This is a genomic window from Streptomyces sp. NBC_00572, assembly GCF_026341815.1.
In the GTDB taxonomy this organism is placed as follows: Bacteria; Actinomycetota; Actinomycetes; order Streptomycetales; family Streptomycetaceae; genus Streptomyces.
Genome location: NZ_JAPENX010000001.1, coordinates 72202 through 87604 on the forward strand (window position 1 = coordinate 72202; position 15403 = coordinate 87604).

At 71.6% G+C, this 15403-nt stretch carries 14 protein-coding genes, 1 pseudogene and 1 riboswitch; of the genes and pseudogenes, 3 read left to right on the forward strand and 12 right to left on the reverse strand.

Going from position 1 to position 15403, the window contains the following annotated elements; genetic code table 11:
* Positions 1-19 precede the first annotated feature (19 nt).
* A pseudogene (locus OG514_RS00305) lies at positions 20-151 on the forward strand (IS5/IS1182 family transposase); the annotation flags it as partial.
* Positions 152-513: 362 nt separating this feature from the next.
* Here the strand turns inward: OG514_RS00305 and OG514_RS00310 are convergent.
* A complete protein-coding gene (locus OG514_RS00310; protein ID WP_266889519.1) occupies positions 514-1923 on the reverse strand; it encodes a peptidase C39 family protein in 1410 nt (469 codons plus the stop codon).
* A 314-nt stretch (positions 1924-2237) separates the two neighbouring features.
* On the opposite strand from OG514_RS00310, the gene OG514_RS00315 reads away from it, so the two are divergent.
* On the forward strand, positions 2238-2867 hold the full coding sequence (locus OG514_RS00315; protein WP_266889521.1) for a uridine kinase: 630 nt from the start codon (positions 2238-2240) through the stop codon (positions 2865-2867).
* A gap of 309 nt (positions 2868-3176) precedes the next feature.
* On the forward strand, positions 3177-5096 hold the full coding sequence (locus tag OG514_RS00320; RefSeq protein WP_266889523.1) for an AAA family ATPase: 1920 nt from the start codon (positions 3177-3179) through the stop codon (positions 5094-5096).
* 57 nt (positions 5097-5153) lie between these two features.
* Here OG514_RS00320 and OG514_RS00325 read toward each other — a convergent pair whose 3' ends face one another.
* The 11 genes from OG514_RS00325 to ribD form a co-directional block, all read right to left on the reverse strand.
* Positions 5154-6185 carry an endonuclease/exonuclease/phosphatase family protein gene (locus tag OG514_RS00325; RefSeq protein ID WP_266889525.1) on the reverse strand — a complete coding sequence of 344 codons (1032 nt, stop codon included), beginning with the start codon at positions 6183-6185 and terminating at the stop codon, positions 5154-5156.
* A 189-nt stretch (positions 6186-6374) separates the two neighbouring features.
* Positions 6375-7424: a hemolysin family protein gene (locus OG514_RS00330; RefSeq protein ID WP_266889528.1), complete on the reverse strand. Its 1050-nt coding sequence runs from the start codon at positions 7422-7424 to the stop codon at positions 6375-6377.
* Positions 7421-8839: a hemolysin family protein gene (locus OG514_RS00335; RefSeq protein ID WP_266889532.1), complete on the reverse strand. Its 1419-nt coding sequence runs from the start codon at positions 8837-8839 to the stop codon at positions 7421-7423. Before OG514_RS00335 ends, OG514_RS00330 begins: the two co-directional genes overlap by 4 nt.
* A 323-nt stretch (positions 8840-9162) precedes the next feature.
* Positions 9163-9618, reverse strand: coding sequence for a PH domain-containing protein (locus OG514_RS00340; RefSeq protein ID WP_266889534.1), 456 nt, complete (start codon positions 9616-9618; stop codon positions 9163-9165).
* Positions 9619-9659: 41 nt separating this feature from the next.
* On the reverse strand, positions 9660-10508 hold the full coding sequence (gene hisG / locus OG514_RS00345; protein ID WP_030316372.1) for an ATP phosphoribosyltransferase: 849 nt from the start codon (positions 10506-10508) through the stop codon (positions 9660-9662).
* A 66-nt stretch (positions 10509-10574) separates the two neighbouring features.
* On the reverse strand, positions 10575-10847 hold the full coding sequence (locus tag OG514_RS00350; RefSeq protein ID WP_030551960.1) for a phosphoribosyl-ATP diphosphatase: 273 nt from the start codon (positions 10845-10847) through the stop codon (positions 10575-10577).
* Between the two features lie 36 nt (positions 10848-10883).
* Complete coding sequence (gene ribH, locus OG514_RS00355) at positions 10884-11369, reverse strand: 6,7-dimethyl-8-ribityllumazine synthase (RefSeq protein WP_015032243.1); 486 nt, start codon at positions 11367-11369, stop codon at positions 10884-10886.
* A 51-nt stretch (positions 11370-11420) separates the two neighbouring features.
* Positions 11421-12701 (reverse strand): bifunctional 3,4-dihydroxy-2-butanone-4-phosphate synthase/GTP cyclohydrolase II, encoded by a 1281-nt coding sequence (locus OG514_RS00360; RefSeq protein ID WP_266889544.1) that lies wholly within the window; start codon positions 12699-12701, stop codon positions 11421-11423.
* Entirely contained in the window at positions 12698-13291 is a 594-nt protein-coding gene (locus OG514_RS00365) for a nicotinamide mononucleotide transporter family protein (RefSeq protein ID WP_266900705.1), read from the reverse strand. Before OG514_RS00365 ends, OG514_RS00360 begins: the two co-directional genes overlap by 4 nt.
* 44 nt (positions 13292-13335) lie before the next feature.
* The gene (locus OG514_RS00370) at positions 13336-13944 is read right to left on the reverse strand and encodes a riboflavin synthase (RefSeq protein ID WP_266889547.1); all 609 of its coding nucleotides are present in this window, start codon (positions 13942-13944) and stop codon (positions 13336-13338) included.
* Between the two features lie 2 nt (positions 13945-13946).
* Positions 13947-15044, reverse strand: a complete 1098-nt coding sequence (gene ribD, locus OG514_RS00375; protein WP_266889550.1) for a bifunctional diaminohydroxyphosphoribosylaminopyrimidine deaminase/5-amino-6-(5-phosphoribosylamino)uracil reductase RibD — start codon at positions 15042-15044, stop codon at positions 13947-13949.
* Between the two features lie 171 nt (positions 15045-15215).
* Positions 15216-15345: riboswitch (FMN riboswitch) on the reverse strand.
* Between the last annotated feature and the right edge of the window lie 58 nt (positions 15346-15403).

Genomic DNA, 15403 nt, shown 5'->3' on the forward strand with positions numbered 1-15403 from the left:
GGTCGGCGGGGTGTCCGGAGTGCGTGCTGATCTTGTTCCTGACGACCTGCGGGAGCGGGTGGCCCCGCTGCTGCCGCCCGCTCCCGAACGGCGCCGCCGCTACCCCGGTCGGCTGCCTGTTCCCGACCGGGCAGCACTCGCCGGCGTCATGTAGCTGGCGTCGAATGGAGATCTCGACGAAACTACGTCTCCGGCCCGAACGGCCGCGAACACCACAAGCAACGGATCCTCCCGGATATCTCCCGAATGGGTGCGCCGCACATCGAGGGCCTGGGCAAACTCCGCTACGTCGTCGAGCAGACCTTCGCTCTCCTCCACTAGTTCAAGCGCCTGCCCCCTCCCGATCTTCTGCGCAAGTCGTGGAACCATGCCATCAGGCGTCGCGATCTCCCCGCACGTAATCCGCACGACTTGCACCACAAGAGCACCGCCGTGGCCCTTACGGCCACCTCACTCAGGACGGCCAGGAGCGGTGCCGTCAGGTCGTCGAGACGGCCGTGGGGCCGTATGTGCTCACAGCAGGCCGAGCGACCGCAGCACTCGGTGCTGGGTCGGTGCTGGCTCAGTAGGCCAGTAGAGGTAGCAGACACCTCCCGTACCGCTTCTGACCTTGCCGTTCGCGTCGTAGCGCTTCGTGCGGAGCCAGATGTTCTCCCATTCGCGTCGCTGGTAGACCCGGCGGACGGCCCCGTTGCTGGGTGAGGCGGGGTCGTTGGCGATGACGTCGCCGTCCGCCGTGAAGCCGATGACGGTCATGAGGTGGCCGGAGGTGCCGTATCCGGCGCCGGTCAGTTCCTCCTTGCGGAAGGACTGGGACGTTATGGCCGGGATGCCGGCCCGGATCAGGCTCTCCAGTTCGGTGAGGGAGTTGAGTCGGGTGACCACGGCGTTCATGTCGGGGTACGTGGCCGCGTAGGCGGCGTTGAAGGGCCAGTTCCCGCAGCCCTCGTACTGGTGGTCGAAGGTGAAGCGGGCCGCGTGGCAGACCTGGGGGTCGTCGAAGGCCGGGTTCACCCAGGCCAGCTCCTCCGGCGACGGCCGGCGGCCCCAGTACTCGACGATCATCTGGGAGGAGGTCGGGCTGCACCACGCCTCGCCGCCGTTGTCGTACTCGGGGTACTGCCCGACGTGGGTGTTCTGTGAGTAGCGCGGCACGGTCAGCTCGCGGGCGAGGCCCGGCGTGGAGGCCGGGACCGTGAAGCGGTCCGGGACGTCGGAGGCCATCGCGCCGAGCCGCCACACCGTGGGCGTGAGGCCGCTGCCCGGGGTGCGGTACAGCGTCAGACGCAACCGGTACGAGGCCAGCCGCAGCCCGCTCGTCGCGTCGTCGATCGCGAAGGTGTCCGTCCAGACGGTGCTTCTGCCGTCGGTCTGGTCGTCGACCGAGGTGCGCCGGATGTCGTCGTCGCCGGCGGCCCACCGGCCCAGGACGTACCAGGGCGTGGCGGTGGCGTCGGAGTACGTGCCGGACAGCTCGACCTGGAGCCAGGTGCCCGGCGGGGTGTGGGCGTTCCAGGAGGCGATGACCTCGGTGGCGGGCACGGTCGGGGTGTGGACGGGCGAGGTCCAGCTCGCGTACTCCCAGGCGGAGGTCCGCCCGGTGTGCGGGTCGGTGTAGTCGGTGCGCCCGGCGGGGGCGGCGAGGACGAGTCCGGGGCGGTGCCCGGCGACCGCCTTCGTGCCGGCCGCGCTGCCGCACCTCCAGTCCGTGTACGAGGACCAGAAGCGGTTGTCGACGAGGCCGGGCGCGGGGGCGTGGCCCCGCCCGGCGCCGTCGACCGGGGCGGAGCCCGGAGCAGCGGACGGACAGTCGGTGGCGCATTCGGGAACGGCGGCCACGGCGGGAGCGGCGGTTGCGGCGGCCGTTCCGGCGGCCGCGAGCGCCGCCGCGAGAACGGTTCTGCGCGGGGTGGAGCTGGTCATGGACGGTGACCCCCAGTCGAGAACGGTGGGCGTACGGACCTGTGGACGAGCGGGCGGGCGGTACGCGCGCGTACCGACGTGCGGGCGGACGACCCTTCGGGCGTACGAGGAGGACGTACGAGCGGGGGCGCACGCGCAGGGGCGTACGCACCTGCCCGGGCGCACGGACGGGGCTTCGCGGGCCCCACTATCGCGGCTTCCGCCACGCCTCCGCCAGCACTTCGCCCCGCGTCGCCGCATCAATATTGGTCTCGACCACTGACGGCGGTACCTCCCTGACCTGCGACGGTCCCCCGCTCCCCTACCCTGGGCACATGAACGACCTCGACCGCGCGGCCCACGCGCTGCTCCGGCTGCCCCCCTCCTGCGGGCCGGTCCGGCTGATCGCGGTCGACGGCCACGCGGGTTCCGGCAAGTCCACGCTCGCGGCCCGTCTCTCCGCCGTCCTGGGCGACGCCCCCGTCCTCCACCTCGACGACCTCGCCACCCACGAGGAGCTGTTCGAGTGGACCGACCGGCTGCGAGAGCAGGTGCTCGACCCCTTCTCGCGGGGCGAGACCGCGTCCTACCGGCCGTACGACTGGCACCTCCGGCGCTTCGGCGAGGCGCGGGAGCTCCCCGCGGCCCCGGTCGTCCTCGTCGAGGGTGTCGGCGCGGGCCGGGCGGTGGTGCGGCCGTTCCTGGCGTGGCTGCTGTGGATGGAGCGCGGGCCCGAGGAGTCCTGGGCGCGGGGCCGTCACCGGGACGGCCCGGACCAGGCAGCCTTCTGGGACGGCTGGACCGTGGCGGAGACTCGCCATTTCGCCGGGGACCCCTCCCGGCCCTTCGCCGACACCCTGGTACGGGAGTGCCGAGAGGGGTACGACTGGCTCCCCGGGCCGGGTGTGACAGCGGGCGCGCACCAGATCATCACGCACCGTGACGGCTTCATGTCCGTGAACTGAGGGGCCGAAAGTCCGCTTTCGCAAGTGCTTCAACTCCGCTTGACCCAAGGGGCGTACAGGTCTTACGTTCTGAATGTGCGGCTTTTCGGAGCCGCTGCGGACGCGAAGCCCCCGGTTGTTCCCCCGTGATCGGGGGCTTCGTTCTGCCGCTGACAGCCCTCTCCGGACCCCTTCGCGACCCCTGATGCTCACCCAGGGTCACCGCTTCCGGATCATGCGCTTCTCCTTAAGTACGCACCCCCTGCGCAGGTACGATGCCCCCAGGTGCGGTCAAATCCCGTCCATGCGAAGACGGTTGTGGGGGACCCGATGGACATCGGCACGCAGGGCGCGCAGGCCCCGGCCGAGCTCGCCTGGCTGCGCGGAATCGACGCCTACACGATGGGCGCGTATCCGCAGGCGGAGGACGAGTTCCGGACGGCGGTAAGGATCGACCCCGGGATGGCGGACGCCTGGCTCGGGCTGCACGCGCTCCGGGTCGACACCACGACCGCGCTGCTGCGCATGTACCGCAACCGCGACCGCTTCGGCGAACAGCGGACCCGGTACCGGCGCACCCTGAACTCCTGGTACTGGCTGGGCTGGTGGGTGCAGCCGGTCCTGGAGAGCCCGCGCGACCTGCTGCTCGCGCACGCCTCCCACTGGCTCGACGGGCGCCACGTGCCGGAGCTGGACCGGGCCCTCGCGGGGCTCCCCCCGGTCGACACCGACCCCCAGGTGCGCTTTCTGCACGCCTGCCGCGCCTATCTCGTCAAGGACTGGGACCAGTTGGTCCGGCACACCGAGACCCTCGTCGACGACCCGCTGCTCGGCATCGAGGCCGGGCTCTTCGGCGGCATGGCCCGGGTGCGTCTGGAGATGTACGGGCAGGCCGAGCCGCTGCTGTCGGCCTCTCTGATGCGCTGCCGCAGCGAGCAGCCCCAGCGCAAGGAGCTGCGGTACTGGCTGGCCCGCGCCCACGAGGGCACCGGGCGCAGCGCCGCCGCGCTTCCCCTCTACCGGGCCGTGCACCGGATCGACCCCACGTTCATGGACACGGCAGCACGGCTCGCGGCGATCGCCGAGTACGACGGCTTCGAGGGATACGACGGCGTGGACGACCCGGCCGGGCTGGCGACGGTCGCCCTGGGCACCGTCGGCGAGGGCCTCGGCCAGGACGCCGTGGACACCGCGCCGGGCGCCGATCCCGACGCCGGCGGCCCGCTGGGCGACGGACTGCGGCTGGCACCCGAGCCCGTACCGCCGGTCCCGGCCCCGCCGCCGGAGACCGTACGGCAGAAGGCCCCACTGCCCTCCCAGCCCGTGCCACCGCGCTTCCCGGCGGGTCCCACCGATCCGGTCCTGCTCGCGGAGGCGCTCGCCGAACTGGAGGGCATGGTCGGCCTGGAACCGGTGAAGCGGCAGGTCAAGGCGTTGTCGGCGCAGCTGGAGATGGCGCGGCTCCGCGCCGGGCAGGGCCTTCCGGTGCAGCCGCCCAAACGCCACTTCGTCTTCTCCGGCCCCTCGGGCACCGGGAAGACCACCGTCGCCCGGATCCTCGGCCGGGTCTTCTACGCCCTCGGACTGCTCGGCGGCGACCATCTCGTGGAGGCCCAACGGGCCGACCTGGTCGGCGAGTTCCTCGGACAGACCGCGGTCAAGGCGAATGAGCTGATCGATTCGGCGGTCGGCGGGGTGCTCTTCGTGGACGAGGCCTACGCGCTCTCCAACACCGGCTACAGCAAGGGCGACGCCTACGGGGACGAGGCCCTCCAGGTGCTCCTGAAGCGGGCCGAGGACAACCGCGACCATCTCGTGGTGATCCTGGCCGGCTACCCCGAGGGCATGGACCGGCTCCTCAACACCAACCCCGGTCTCTCCTCCCGGTTCACCACCCGCGTCGACTTCCCCTCGTACCGGCCGCTGGAGCTCACCGCCATCGGCGAGGTCCTCGCGGCGGCCAACGGCGACGGCTGGGACGACGAGGCCCGCGAGGAGCTGCGCTCGATCAGCGGGCACGTCGTCGAGCAGGGCTGGATCGACGAGCTGGGCAACGGCCGCTTCCTGCGCACCCTGTACGAGAAGTCCTGCGCCTACCGGGACCTGCGGCTCTCCGGCTACGCCACCACCCCGACCCGGGATGATCTCGCCACCCTCCGGCTCGCCGACCTCATGCAGGCGTACGGCGAGGTCCTGTCGGGCCGCGGTCCGGTCGACCGCGGCCCTCAGCAGGAGCCCCCGGGGTACTAGGGGCTGTCCTGTCGGTCAGGCCCCAGGGGGTGGCTTGCCCTTCAGGCCGGGCTCGCCCTAGCCCTCCCACGCGGCGGCGCCGCGCAGGAGGTGGTGGTCCGCCACGCCCGAGCAGGCGACGGCATCGCCGCGCACCGTCGTGGACCAGTGGTGGCTCAGGAAGATGTAGTCGATCTTCTTGTTCGCCTCGGTGTGCTCCGAGCAGGCCGTGCTGGCGGTGGGTTCACCGCTGCGGCACCGGTCCGCGGTCCGGGGACAGTCCGTGCCGGTGAACCGGTCCTTGTCGTTCTCGTCGACCTCCCGGAACACGCCGGTCGAACCCGTGCCGTGGTCGTAGAGGGGGTCCATGTCCGCGTGCTTGGGGGACTGGTTGAAGTCCCCGGCGAGCACCACGGGCTCCGCGGCGGCGAAACCGCGGGTGATCGCGGCGACCTTGGCGATCTGGTCCGTGGTGTTGTCCCTGTTGAAGTCGATGTGGGTGTTGCAGGCGCGGACGGAGCGCCCGGTCACCAGGGTCTTGACGCAGAGGAGGATGCGGTTCTCGGCGTTGATGGGGCTGGGGGGCTTCGTGGGGTCGGGGCGGTAGTCGGGGTCGTTCGTGGGTTCGGGGAGGAAGGTGACGCTCCGGGTGGACGTGTCGATCGTGCCGGGGCCACCCTTCGCGAAGATGGCGAGACCGAAGCGCAGGTCGGGCGCGACGCCGTCGTTCGGGTCGGGGTCCCACCGGGCGCAGCCGGCGGCGGACGGGAGCGCCGCTCCCCAGACGGTGTCGTACCTGACACCGGAACGAGTCGCCAGGTGGTCACGGAGCAGCTTCCACTGCTCGTAACAGACCTCCTGGAGCATGACCAGATCGGTCTCCCAGTAGTCGACGGCGTGGACGACGGCGTCCCGCCACTCCCGCTTCTCATCGGTGCCCACCCGGTCCTCGCACGTGGAGGAGGCGCCGCACACGTTGTACGTGATGAAGCGCGGCTTGGGCGCGGTCTCCTCGTCGACGACGTCCGCCTGAGCGGGGACGGATACCGCCGCTATCAGGAACCCGACGGAGAAGACCGCGGCGAGCAGCGCTCTGAGTGTTGCGCGCACAACACGCCCTTTCATGATCGATTGCGAGAACGGGCATCGTCCCACAGCCTGTTCGTCCCACAAGCCCGTTCGCCCCACAGCCCGTTCGTCCCGCTGAGCGAGAGCACACGGAGCGAGGGGCACACAGAGCGAGGGGCACATCGACCGACGGGGCGGGCCCCGGAGGGCCCGCCCCGCTGTGCGCGGTTCCTACGCGGTGGGCACCGGGTCCGGCGCGACCCGGTGGGCGGGGTCGCGGACCTCGCCCACCAGCATCTCCAGGACGTCCTCCAGGGCGACCAGGCCGAGAATCCGGCCCGAGCCGTCCGCGACCTGCGCCAGATGCGTCGCGGCGCGGCGCATCACGGTGAGGGCGTCGTCGAGGGGCAGTTCGGCGCGGAGCGTCGCCATCGGCCGCCACAGCCGCTGGGGCACCGCCCGCTCCCGCTCCTCCAGGTCCAGGACGTCCTTCACGTGCACGAAGCCCATGAAGGTGGCGCCCGCCTCGGCGCGGACCGGGAAGCGCGAGTACCCGGTGCGTACGGTCAGCTCCTCGATCTCGCGCGGCGTGACCGTCGGCGGAACGGTGATCAGGGAGGCCGGGCCGATGAGGACATCCGTCACCGGGCGGGTGCCCAGTTCGAGGGCGTCCTCCAGCCGCTCCTGCTCGGCCGGGTCCAGCAGACCCGCCTGCCCGGCGTCCTCGACGAGCCGCCCGAGCTGGGCGCTGGTGAAGACCGCCTCCACCTCGTCCTTGGGCTCGACGTCGAACGCCCGCAGGACCAGCCGGGCACACGCGCCGAGCGCGGCCGTCACCGGCCGGCAGAGCCGGGCGAAGCCGACCAGGCCGGGGGCGAGCCAGAGCGCGGTCCGCTCGGGCGCGGCCATCGCCAGGTTCTTCGGGACCATCTCGCCGATGACGAGGTGGAGGAAGACGACCGCGGCGAGGGCGATGACATAGCCGAGCGGGTGGATCAGCCCCTCCGGGACCCCGACCGTATGGAAGACGGGTTCGAGGAGACGGGCGACGGTCGGCTCGGCGACGGCGCCGAGCGTCAGCGAGCAGATGGTGATGCCGAACTGCGCGGCCGCCATCATCTGCGGCAGGTTCTCCAGACCGTGCAGGACCTGCTTGGCACGGGCGCCGCCGAGCGGTTCGATCTGGCTGCGGCGGACGGAGACGAGCGCGAACTCGGCCCCGACGAAGAAGCCGTTGGCCAGGACGAGGAGGACGGCGAAGAGGAGTTGCAGGGTGCTCATCGGACGGCCTCCGCCGGGACGGGAACCTGGGCGGGAGCCGGAGCCGCGGAGGCCACGATCGGCTCGGGGGACGGGGCGGCGGTGGCCGCCGCGGGGTCCGGGTCCGGGGCGGTACGGACGATCCGGACCCGCTCGGCGCGGTAGCGGTCGACCTGGCGCACCGAGAGCCGCCAGCCGGGGAGTTCGGCCCGGTCACCGGGGGCGGGGATCCGCCCGAGGAGATCGGCGACGAGCCCGGCGACGGTCTCGTACGGCCCGTCGGGCACGTCGAGGCCTATCCGGCGCAGGGTGTGGACCCGGCAGGAGCCGTCGGCCTCCCAGGCGGGACGGCCGTCCTCGGCAGGAGCGGCGGCCAGCTCGGGCCGCCCGTCGGCCACGGTGTCGTGCTCGTCGCGGACCTCGCCGACGAGCTCCTCGACGATGTCCTCCAGGGTGACGACCCCGGCCGTGCCGCCGTACTCGTCGACGACCACCGCGATCGGCTGTTCCCGGCGCAGCCGCTCCAGAAGGGTCTGGGCGGGCAGCGTCTCCGGCACGAGGAGCGGCGGAACCGCGATCCGGCCGACGGGGGTGCGCAGCCGGGCGTGCGGGGCGACGGCGAGCGCGTCCTTGAGGTGGACCATGCCGACGATCTCGTCGATGCGGTCGCGGTAGACGGGGAAGCGCGAGAGACCGGTGGCCCGGGTGAGGTTGAGGACGTCGGCCGCGGTGGCGTCCCATTGGAGGGCGCTCACCTTCACGCGCGGTGTCATGACCTGCTCGGCGGTGAGGCCGCCGAGGGACAGGGTCCGTACGAAGAGGTCGGCGGTGTCCTGTTCGAGCGCACCGGCCAGGGCGGAGTGCCGGGCCAGGGAGACCAGTTCGCCGGGGGTGCGGACCGAGTCCAGCTCCTCGGTGGGCTCGACGCCCAGGAGCCGTACGAGCCGGTTCGCGACCCGGTTGAGCAGGGAGATCACCGGCCGGAAGAGGGCGGAGAAGCGGCGCTGCGGGGTGGCCACGAAGCGGGCCACCTGGAGCGGCCTGGAGACCGCCCAGTTCTTCGGTACGAGCTCGCCGACCACCATCTGGACGGCGGAGGCGAGCAGCATCCCGATCACCACCGAGATCCCGGAGACGGCCCCCGTGGGCAGTCCGGTCGCGGTGAGCGGTCCGTGCAGCAGTCCGGCGAGCGCGGGCTCGGCGAGCATGCCGACGACGAGGGAGGTGATCGTGATGCCCAGCTGGGTGCCGGAGAGCTGGAAGGACAGCTCGCGCAGGGCGGTGACGACGGTGCGGGCGCGCCGGTCGCCGGCGGCCGCGGCCCGCTCGGCCTCGGCGCGCTCGACGGTCACGAGACCGAACTCGGCGGCCACGAAGAAGCCGTTGGCGAGGATCAGGACGAAGGCCGCGAAGAGCAGCAGAAGGGAGATGATCATGCCGCCGCCTCCTGGGAGGGGGCGGCGCAGGTACTACCGGACGATCCGTCCATTGCTGGAGGGAGTCACTCCTCGGGTCGAAGGGTGGCCTCGCGGGCCGCGATTCCGCGGCCCTGCACATGCGAGGCGGTGGTGCCGCTCGGCACCACCGCCTCCAGAGTAGTCACGCGAAGGCCCCGAGGGGCAGGGGGTCGGCCCCGGATGGGGGACGGATCAGGGTCCGTCCGGATCCCGGCCGGGGGTCGACCGCGATTCGGGTGGATCCCGGCCCGGGGTCGGATCGCCCGCGCGTCAAGCCGACCGCCGTTCGACGGTCCCGTTCGTCAGGCCGTCTGCTCCGGGACCGTGCCGTGGCTGTCGGCCAGGGCACGCAGCGCGCGGGCGTCGCGGATGGCCGCCTCCTTGGCGATGCCCGGCTGGATGCCGAGCGCGGGCAGGCTGGTGCCGTCGCTCAGGTCGAGAAAGACCCAGGGGTCACCGGGGCGCAGGTTGACCTTGAGGATCTCCGCCCATGCCAGCCGCCGGGTGCGGGTGATGTTGACGACCGTGACGCCCTCGTCGTCGGCGACGACCTTGGGGCGGCTCAGCATCACGAGGCCACCGGAGATCAGCGCGGCGGTGAGGAAGAAGCTGCTGCGCTCCCCCGGTCCGAGCCGCTCCAGCATCACCGCGACGAGGCTGATGACGACGAAGATCGCGACGCTCATCGTGATCAGGACCGCACGGGTGCGCCCGGGACGGAAGGTGACCGGCAGGACGGGCGACTGCGCTTGGGACATCGGGGGTTCCTCGGGGCCTTTGGTGCGGGCGGTCCGTGCCGTCAGAGGCGGCAGGCGTGGATGGCGGTGGTGAGGATGGCGCGGGCACCGATCTCGTACAGGTCGTCCATGATCCGCTGCGCCTCCTTGGCGGGAACCATCGCGCGGACCGCGACCCAGCCCTCGTTGTGCAGCGGGGAGACGGTCGGCGACTCCAGGCCCGGGGTGAGGGCGACGGCCTGCTCCAGGTGCTCGGCGCGGCAGTCGTAGTCCATCATCACGTACGAGCGGGCGACGAGGACGCCCTGGAGGCGGCGCATGAACTGCTGGACCTGCGGGTTGTCGTCCGTGGCGCCGTGGCGGCGGATCACGACGGCCTCGGAGGTCAGGATCGGCTCGCCGATGACCTCCAGACCGGCGTTGCGCAGGCTGGTGCCGGTCTCGACGACGTCCGCGATGATCTGGGCGACGCCCAGCTGGATCGCGGTCTCGACGGCGCCGTCCAGGTGGACGACGGAGGCGTCGATGCCCTGGTCGGCGAGGTGCTTGGCGACGATGCCCTCGTAGGAGGTGGCGATCGTCATGCCGCCGAAGTCCTCGGGGCCGTTCGCGGTGCCCGGACGCGTGGCGTACCGGAAGGTGGAGCGGCCGAAGTTCAGCGCGAGGATCTCCTCGGCGCTGGCGCCGGAGTCCAGGAGCAGGTCACGGCCGGTGATGCCGATGTCCAGCTTCCCGGAGGCGACGTAGATCGCGATGTCCTTCGGGCGCAGGTAGAAGAACTCGACCTCGTTGTCGGGGTCGATGACCACGAGCTCCTTGGACTCCTTGCGCTGCCGGTAGCCGGCCTCATGGAGCATTGCCGACGCAGGTCCGGAGAGGGAACCCTTGTTGGGAACGGCGATGCGCAGCATGAGGTGAGCTTCCTTTGCCTGGGAGTGGTGGGGAGTCCGGGTCGGTGGGTGCCCGGAGGGGTGTGCTCAGAGGTGGGCGTAGACGTCGTCGAGCGAGATCCCGCGGGCGACCATCATCACCTGGACGTGGTACAGCAGCTGCGAGATCTCCTCGGCGGCCGCTTCCTTGCCCTCGTACTCGGCGGCCATCCAGACCTCGGCGGCCTCTTCGACGACCTTCTTGCCGATGGCATGGACGCCCTTGTCCACCAGCTCCGCGGTGCGGGAGGTGGCAGGGTCGCCGGTCTCGGCCTTGAGCTTGAGCTCGGCGAAGAGCTCTTCGAAGGTTTTGTTCGCCATGATGGTTCCTAAGAGTACGGGGTAAGGGTCGCGTACCTAGCGCCAGGGTTCGCTGACCGTGCGCAGCGTGGTCGCGGTGGCGACGGCGGCGGTGACGGCCTCGTGGCCCTTGTCCTCGGTGGAGCCTTCGAGGCCGGCCCGGTCGAGGGCCTGCTCCTCGGTGTCGACGGTGAGGACACCGAATCCGACGGGTACGCCGGTGTCGATCGAGACCTGGGTGAGGCCGTGGGTGACGCCCTGGCACACGTACTCGAAGTGCGGCGTTCCGCCGCGGATGACGACGCCGAGCGCCACGATGGCATCGTAGCCGCGACCCGCGAGGACCTTCGCCACGACCGGGAGCTCGAAGCTGCCGGGGACGCGGAGGAGGGTCGGCTCGTCGATGCCGAGCTCGCTCAGGGCGCGCAGGGCGCCGTCGACGAGACCGTCCATGATCTTCTCGTGCCACTGCGCCGCGATGACCGCGACCCGCAGGTCGCCGCAGTTCTTCACGCTGAGGACGGGTGCGCCCTTGCCGCTCATGTCTCTCCTTGAACCGTTTTGAACCGTCTTGAACCGTACGAAAGGAAGGATTTACTGGTTGCCGCAGGTGGAGGCCGGGGAGCCGTCCAGCCAGGGCAGGTCGTGCCCCATCCGGTCCCGCTTGGTGGTCAGGTACCGGAGGTTGTGCTCGCCGGCCGTGACCGGCATGGGCTCGCGACCCAGGACCGTGAGGCCGTGCCGGGTCAGGGCGTCGATCTTGTCGGGGTTGTTGGTCATCAGGCGCAGGCTCCGGACGCCGAGGTCGACGAGGATCTGCGCGCCGGCCGCGTAGTCGCGGGCGTCGGCGGGCAGCCCGAGTTCCAGGTTGGCGTCGAGGGTGTCGCGGCCGCGCTCCTGGAGCTCGTACGCGCGGAGCTTGGACAGCAGGCCGATGCCCCGCCCCTCGTGGCCCCGGAGGTAGACGACGACGCCGCGGCCGGCCTCGGTGACGCGGTCCATGGAGGCCTGGAGCTGGGGGCCGCAGTCGCAGCGCAGCGAGTGGAAGATGTCGCCGGTCAGGCACTCGGAGTGGACCCGGACCAGGACGTCCTCGCCGTCGCCGATCTCGCCGTGGACGAGGGCGACGTGCTCGACGCCGTCCACGGTGGAGCGGTAGCCGTACGCGGTGAAGTCGCCGTGCGCGGTGGGGAGCTGGACCTCGGCCTCGCGGCGGACGGTCGGTTCGGCGGAGCGCCGGTAGGCGATCAGGTCCTCGATGGAGATGATCGTGAGGCCGTGCTTGCGGGCGAAGGGGACCAGCTCGGGCAGGCGCAGCATGACGCCGTCCTCGCCGGCGATCTCGACGATCGCACCGGCCGGGCGGAGGCCCGCGAGGCGGGCGAGGTCGACGGCGGCCTCGGTGTGGCCGTTGCGGGCCAGGACGCCGCCGGGCTTGGCGCGGAGCGGGAAGATGTGGCCGGGCCGCACGAAGTCGGAGGGCTCGTGGCTGCCGCTCGCGAGCATCCGCAGGGTGGTGGCGCGGTCGGCGGCGGAGATGCCGGTGGTGACGCCGTGGGCAGGGGACGCGTCGACGGAGACGGTGAAGGCCGTGCGCATCGACTCGGTGTTGTGCGCGACCATCTGCGGGAGTTCGAGGCGCTCCAGCTCCTCGCCCTCCATGGGGGCGCAGATCAGGCCGCGGCACTCGCTCATCATGAAGGCGACGACCTCGGGGGTGGCCTTCTCCGCGGCGATGACGAGGTCGCCCTCGTTCTCGCGGTCCTCGTCGTCGACCACGACGACGGGGCGGCCGGCGGCGATGTCGCGGATGGCCTGCTCGACGGGGTCGAGGGCCAGGTCGGTGGCGTCCCAGAGGGGAAGGGCGGCGCTCATGCGTGGGCTCCTTCCAGAGCAGCGGAGGTCGTACGCGTCCGGAGCCACCAGTCGCGCATGCCCCAGACGACGAGGGCGAAGTAGATGACGTAGACCAGGCCGGAGAAGGCGAGGCCGCTGTTGAAGGCGAGCGGGACGCCGACGAGGTCGACGAGGAGCCAGGCGAACCAGAACTCGACCAGGCCGCGGGCCTGGGCGACCATCGCGACGAGGGTGCCGACGAAGATGTACGCGTCGGCCCACGGGCTCCAGGAGAGCGACGGGTAGAGGGTGAAGAGGCCGCCGACCGCGAGGGTGCCGAGGACCGCGCCGGCGAGGAGCAGGCCGCGCTCCTTCCAGGTGGCGAAGCGGACGGCGATGGTGCCGTCCTGGGCCTGCTGCCTGCCCCGGTTCCACTGCCACCAGCCCCAGGCGGCGACGCCGATGACGAGGAGCTGCTTGCCGACGCCGCCGGAGAGGTTCGCGGAGGCGTAGGCGCCGACGAGGATCAGGCCGGAGAGCAGCTGGGCGGGCCAGGTGAGGATGGAGCGGCGCCAGCCGAGCGCGAGGGCTATGAGTCCGATCGTGTTGCCGATCATGTCGGACCACATGATGTGCTGACCGAAGGCGCTGAACGCCTCGGAGTTGAGCCAGCTCACTTGTCGCTCTCCTTGGCGTTCGGGCCGAGCAGCCGCTCGACGTACTTGGCGATGACGTCCACTTCGAGGTTGACCGGGTCGCCGGACTGCTTGATGCCGAGCGTGGTCAGGTCGAGGGTGGTGGGGATGAGGCTGATGGTGAACCAGTCGTCGGTGACCTCGACGACGGTGAGGCTGACGCCGTCGACCGTGATCGAGCCCTTCTCCACGACGTAACGGGAGAGGTGGGCGGGCAGGCCGACCTTGACGAGTTCCCAGTGCTCGGACGGGGTCCGCTCCAGGATCGTGCCGGTGCCGTCCACATGGCCCTGGACGATGTGACCGCCGAGGCGGCCGCCGACGGCCATGGGCCGCTCCAGGTTGACGCGGGTGCCGACCTCCAGGGCGCCGAGGCTGGACCGCTTGAGGGTCTCGGCCATGACGTCGGCGGTGAACTCGCCGTCGCCGAACTCGACGACCGTGAGACAGACACCGTTGACGGCGATGGAGTCGCCGTGCTGGGCGCCTTCCGTGACCAGGGGGCCGCGCAGTCGGAAGCGGGAGGCGTCCTCCAGCTGCTCGACGGCGACGACCTCGCCCAGTTCTTCGACGATTCCGGTGAACACGGTCAGGCTCCCTTGGGGGTGACGGAGATCTTGGGTGTGGCGGTGATACGGAGGTCGGATCCGATGCGGACGGTCTCGGTGACGTCGAGCCGCAACGCTTCGGTGATGGTGGAGATTCCGGCGTCGGCAAGGGCGTTCGGGCCCGCGCCGAGGAGGACGGGGGCGAGGTAGCCGACGACCTCGTCGACGGCGCCCGCGGCGACGAAGGCGCCCGCGAGGGTGGGGCCGCCTTCGAGGAGGACCGAGCGGACTCCGCGTGTGTGGAGGGCGTCCAGGAGGGCGGGTACGGACAGGCCGCGCTCGGCCCGGGGAAGGCGTACGACCTCGGCGCCGTCGATCGGGTTCTCGGCGTCTTCGGCGATCGCGACGAGGGTCGGGGCGGCATCGTCCAGGACCCGGGCGCCGGGCTTCACGGCGGTCGCCTCGGTGTCGACGACGACCCGGAGCGGCTGGACGGCACCCTCGATGCCGCGTACGGCCAGATGGGGGTCGTCGGCGCGGGCGGTGCCGGAGCCGACCACGACGGCGTCGGCCTCGGCGCGCAGCCGGTGGACGTCGGCGCGGGACTCGGCGGAGGTGATCCAGCGGGAGGTGCCGTCGGCGGCGGCGATGCGGCCGTCGAGGGTGGCGGCGTACTTCCAGCGGACGAAGGGGCGGCCGTGGCGTACGGAGGCGAGCCAGGCGATGTTGACCGCTTCGGCCTCGGCCTCCAGGAGGCCCTGCTCGACCTCCACACCCGCGGCGCGCAGGGTGTCGGCTCCGCCGGTGGCCTGCGGGTTCGGGTCACCGACCGCGTACACGACCCGGCTGACGCCGGCCTCGATGAGGGCCTGGGCGCAGGGGCCGGTACGGCCGGTGTGGTTGCAGGGTTCGAGGGTGACGTAAGCGGTGCCGCCGCGGGCGAGGACGCCTGCCTCGCGCAGGGCGTGGACCTCGGCGTGGGGGCCGCCGGCGCGCTGGTGGAAGCCTTCGCCGACCACGTGTCCGGAGGCGTCGGTGATGACGCACCCGACGACCGGGTTGGGGCTGGTGGCGCCGAGACCGCGTGCGGCGAGCTCGACGGCGCGTCGCATGGCGGTGATGTCGGCCTGCTGTGCCACCGGGTCCTCCTGCCTCTTCGGGCACGGACTCCGGGGCCTGTCGATGACGACAGAGAGCGGAACGACACTCACGCAGGGTGCGCCGAGGCCGCGTCCTCCGGGTACGCCGATCGATGTCGATACGGCGACCAGCGGACGTACGGCCGGCACACCCCTGAAAGGGGTCGCCCGCCGCGCACTGCCTCCCATCCGGACTTTCACCGTCGGTCCAGGAATTTCACCTGGTCAACCGGCCGCTGGCTGCGGACGGGTCGCGGACTATACCGCCGGTTCGGAATTACACCGACCCCGGAGTGCGCTGCTGCTGATACAGGGCCAGTGTGCCACGAGCCGCGCCGGGCGATGTGGCCGAGATCCTG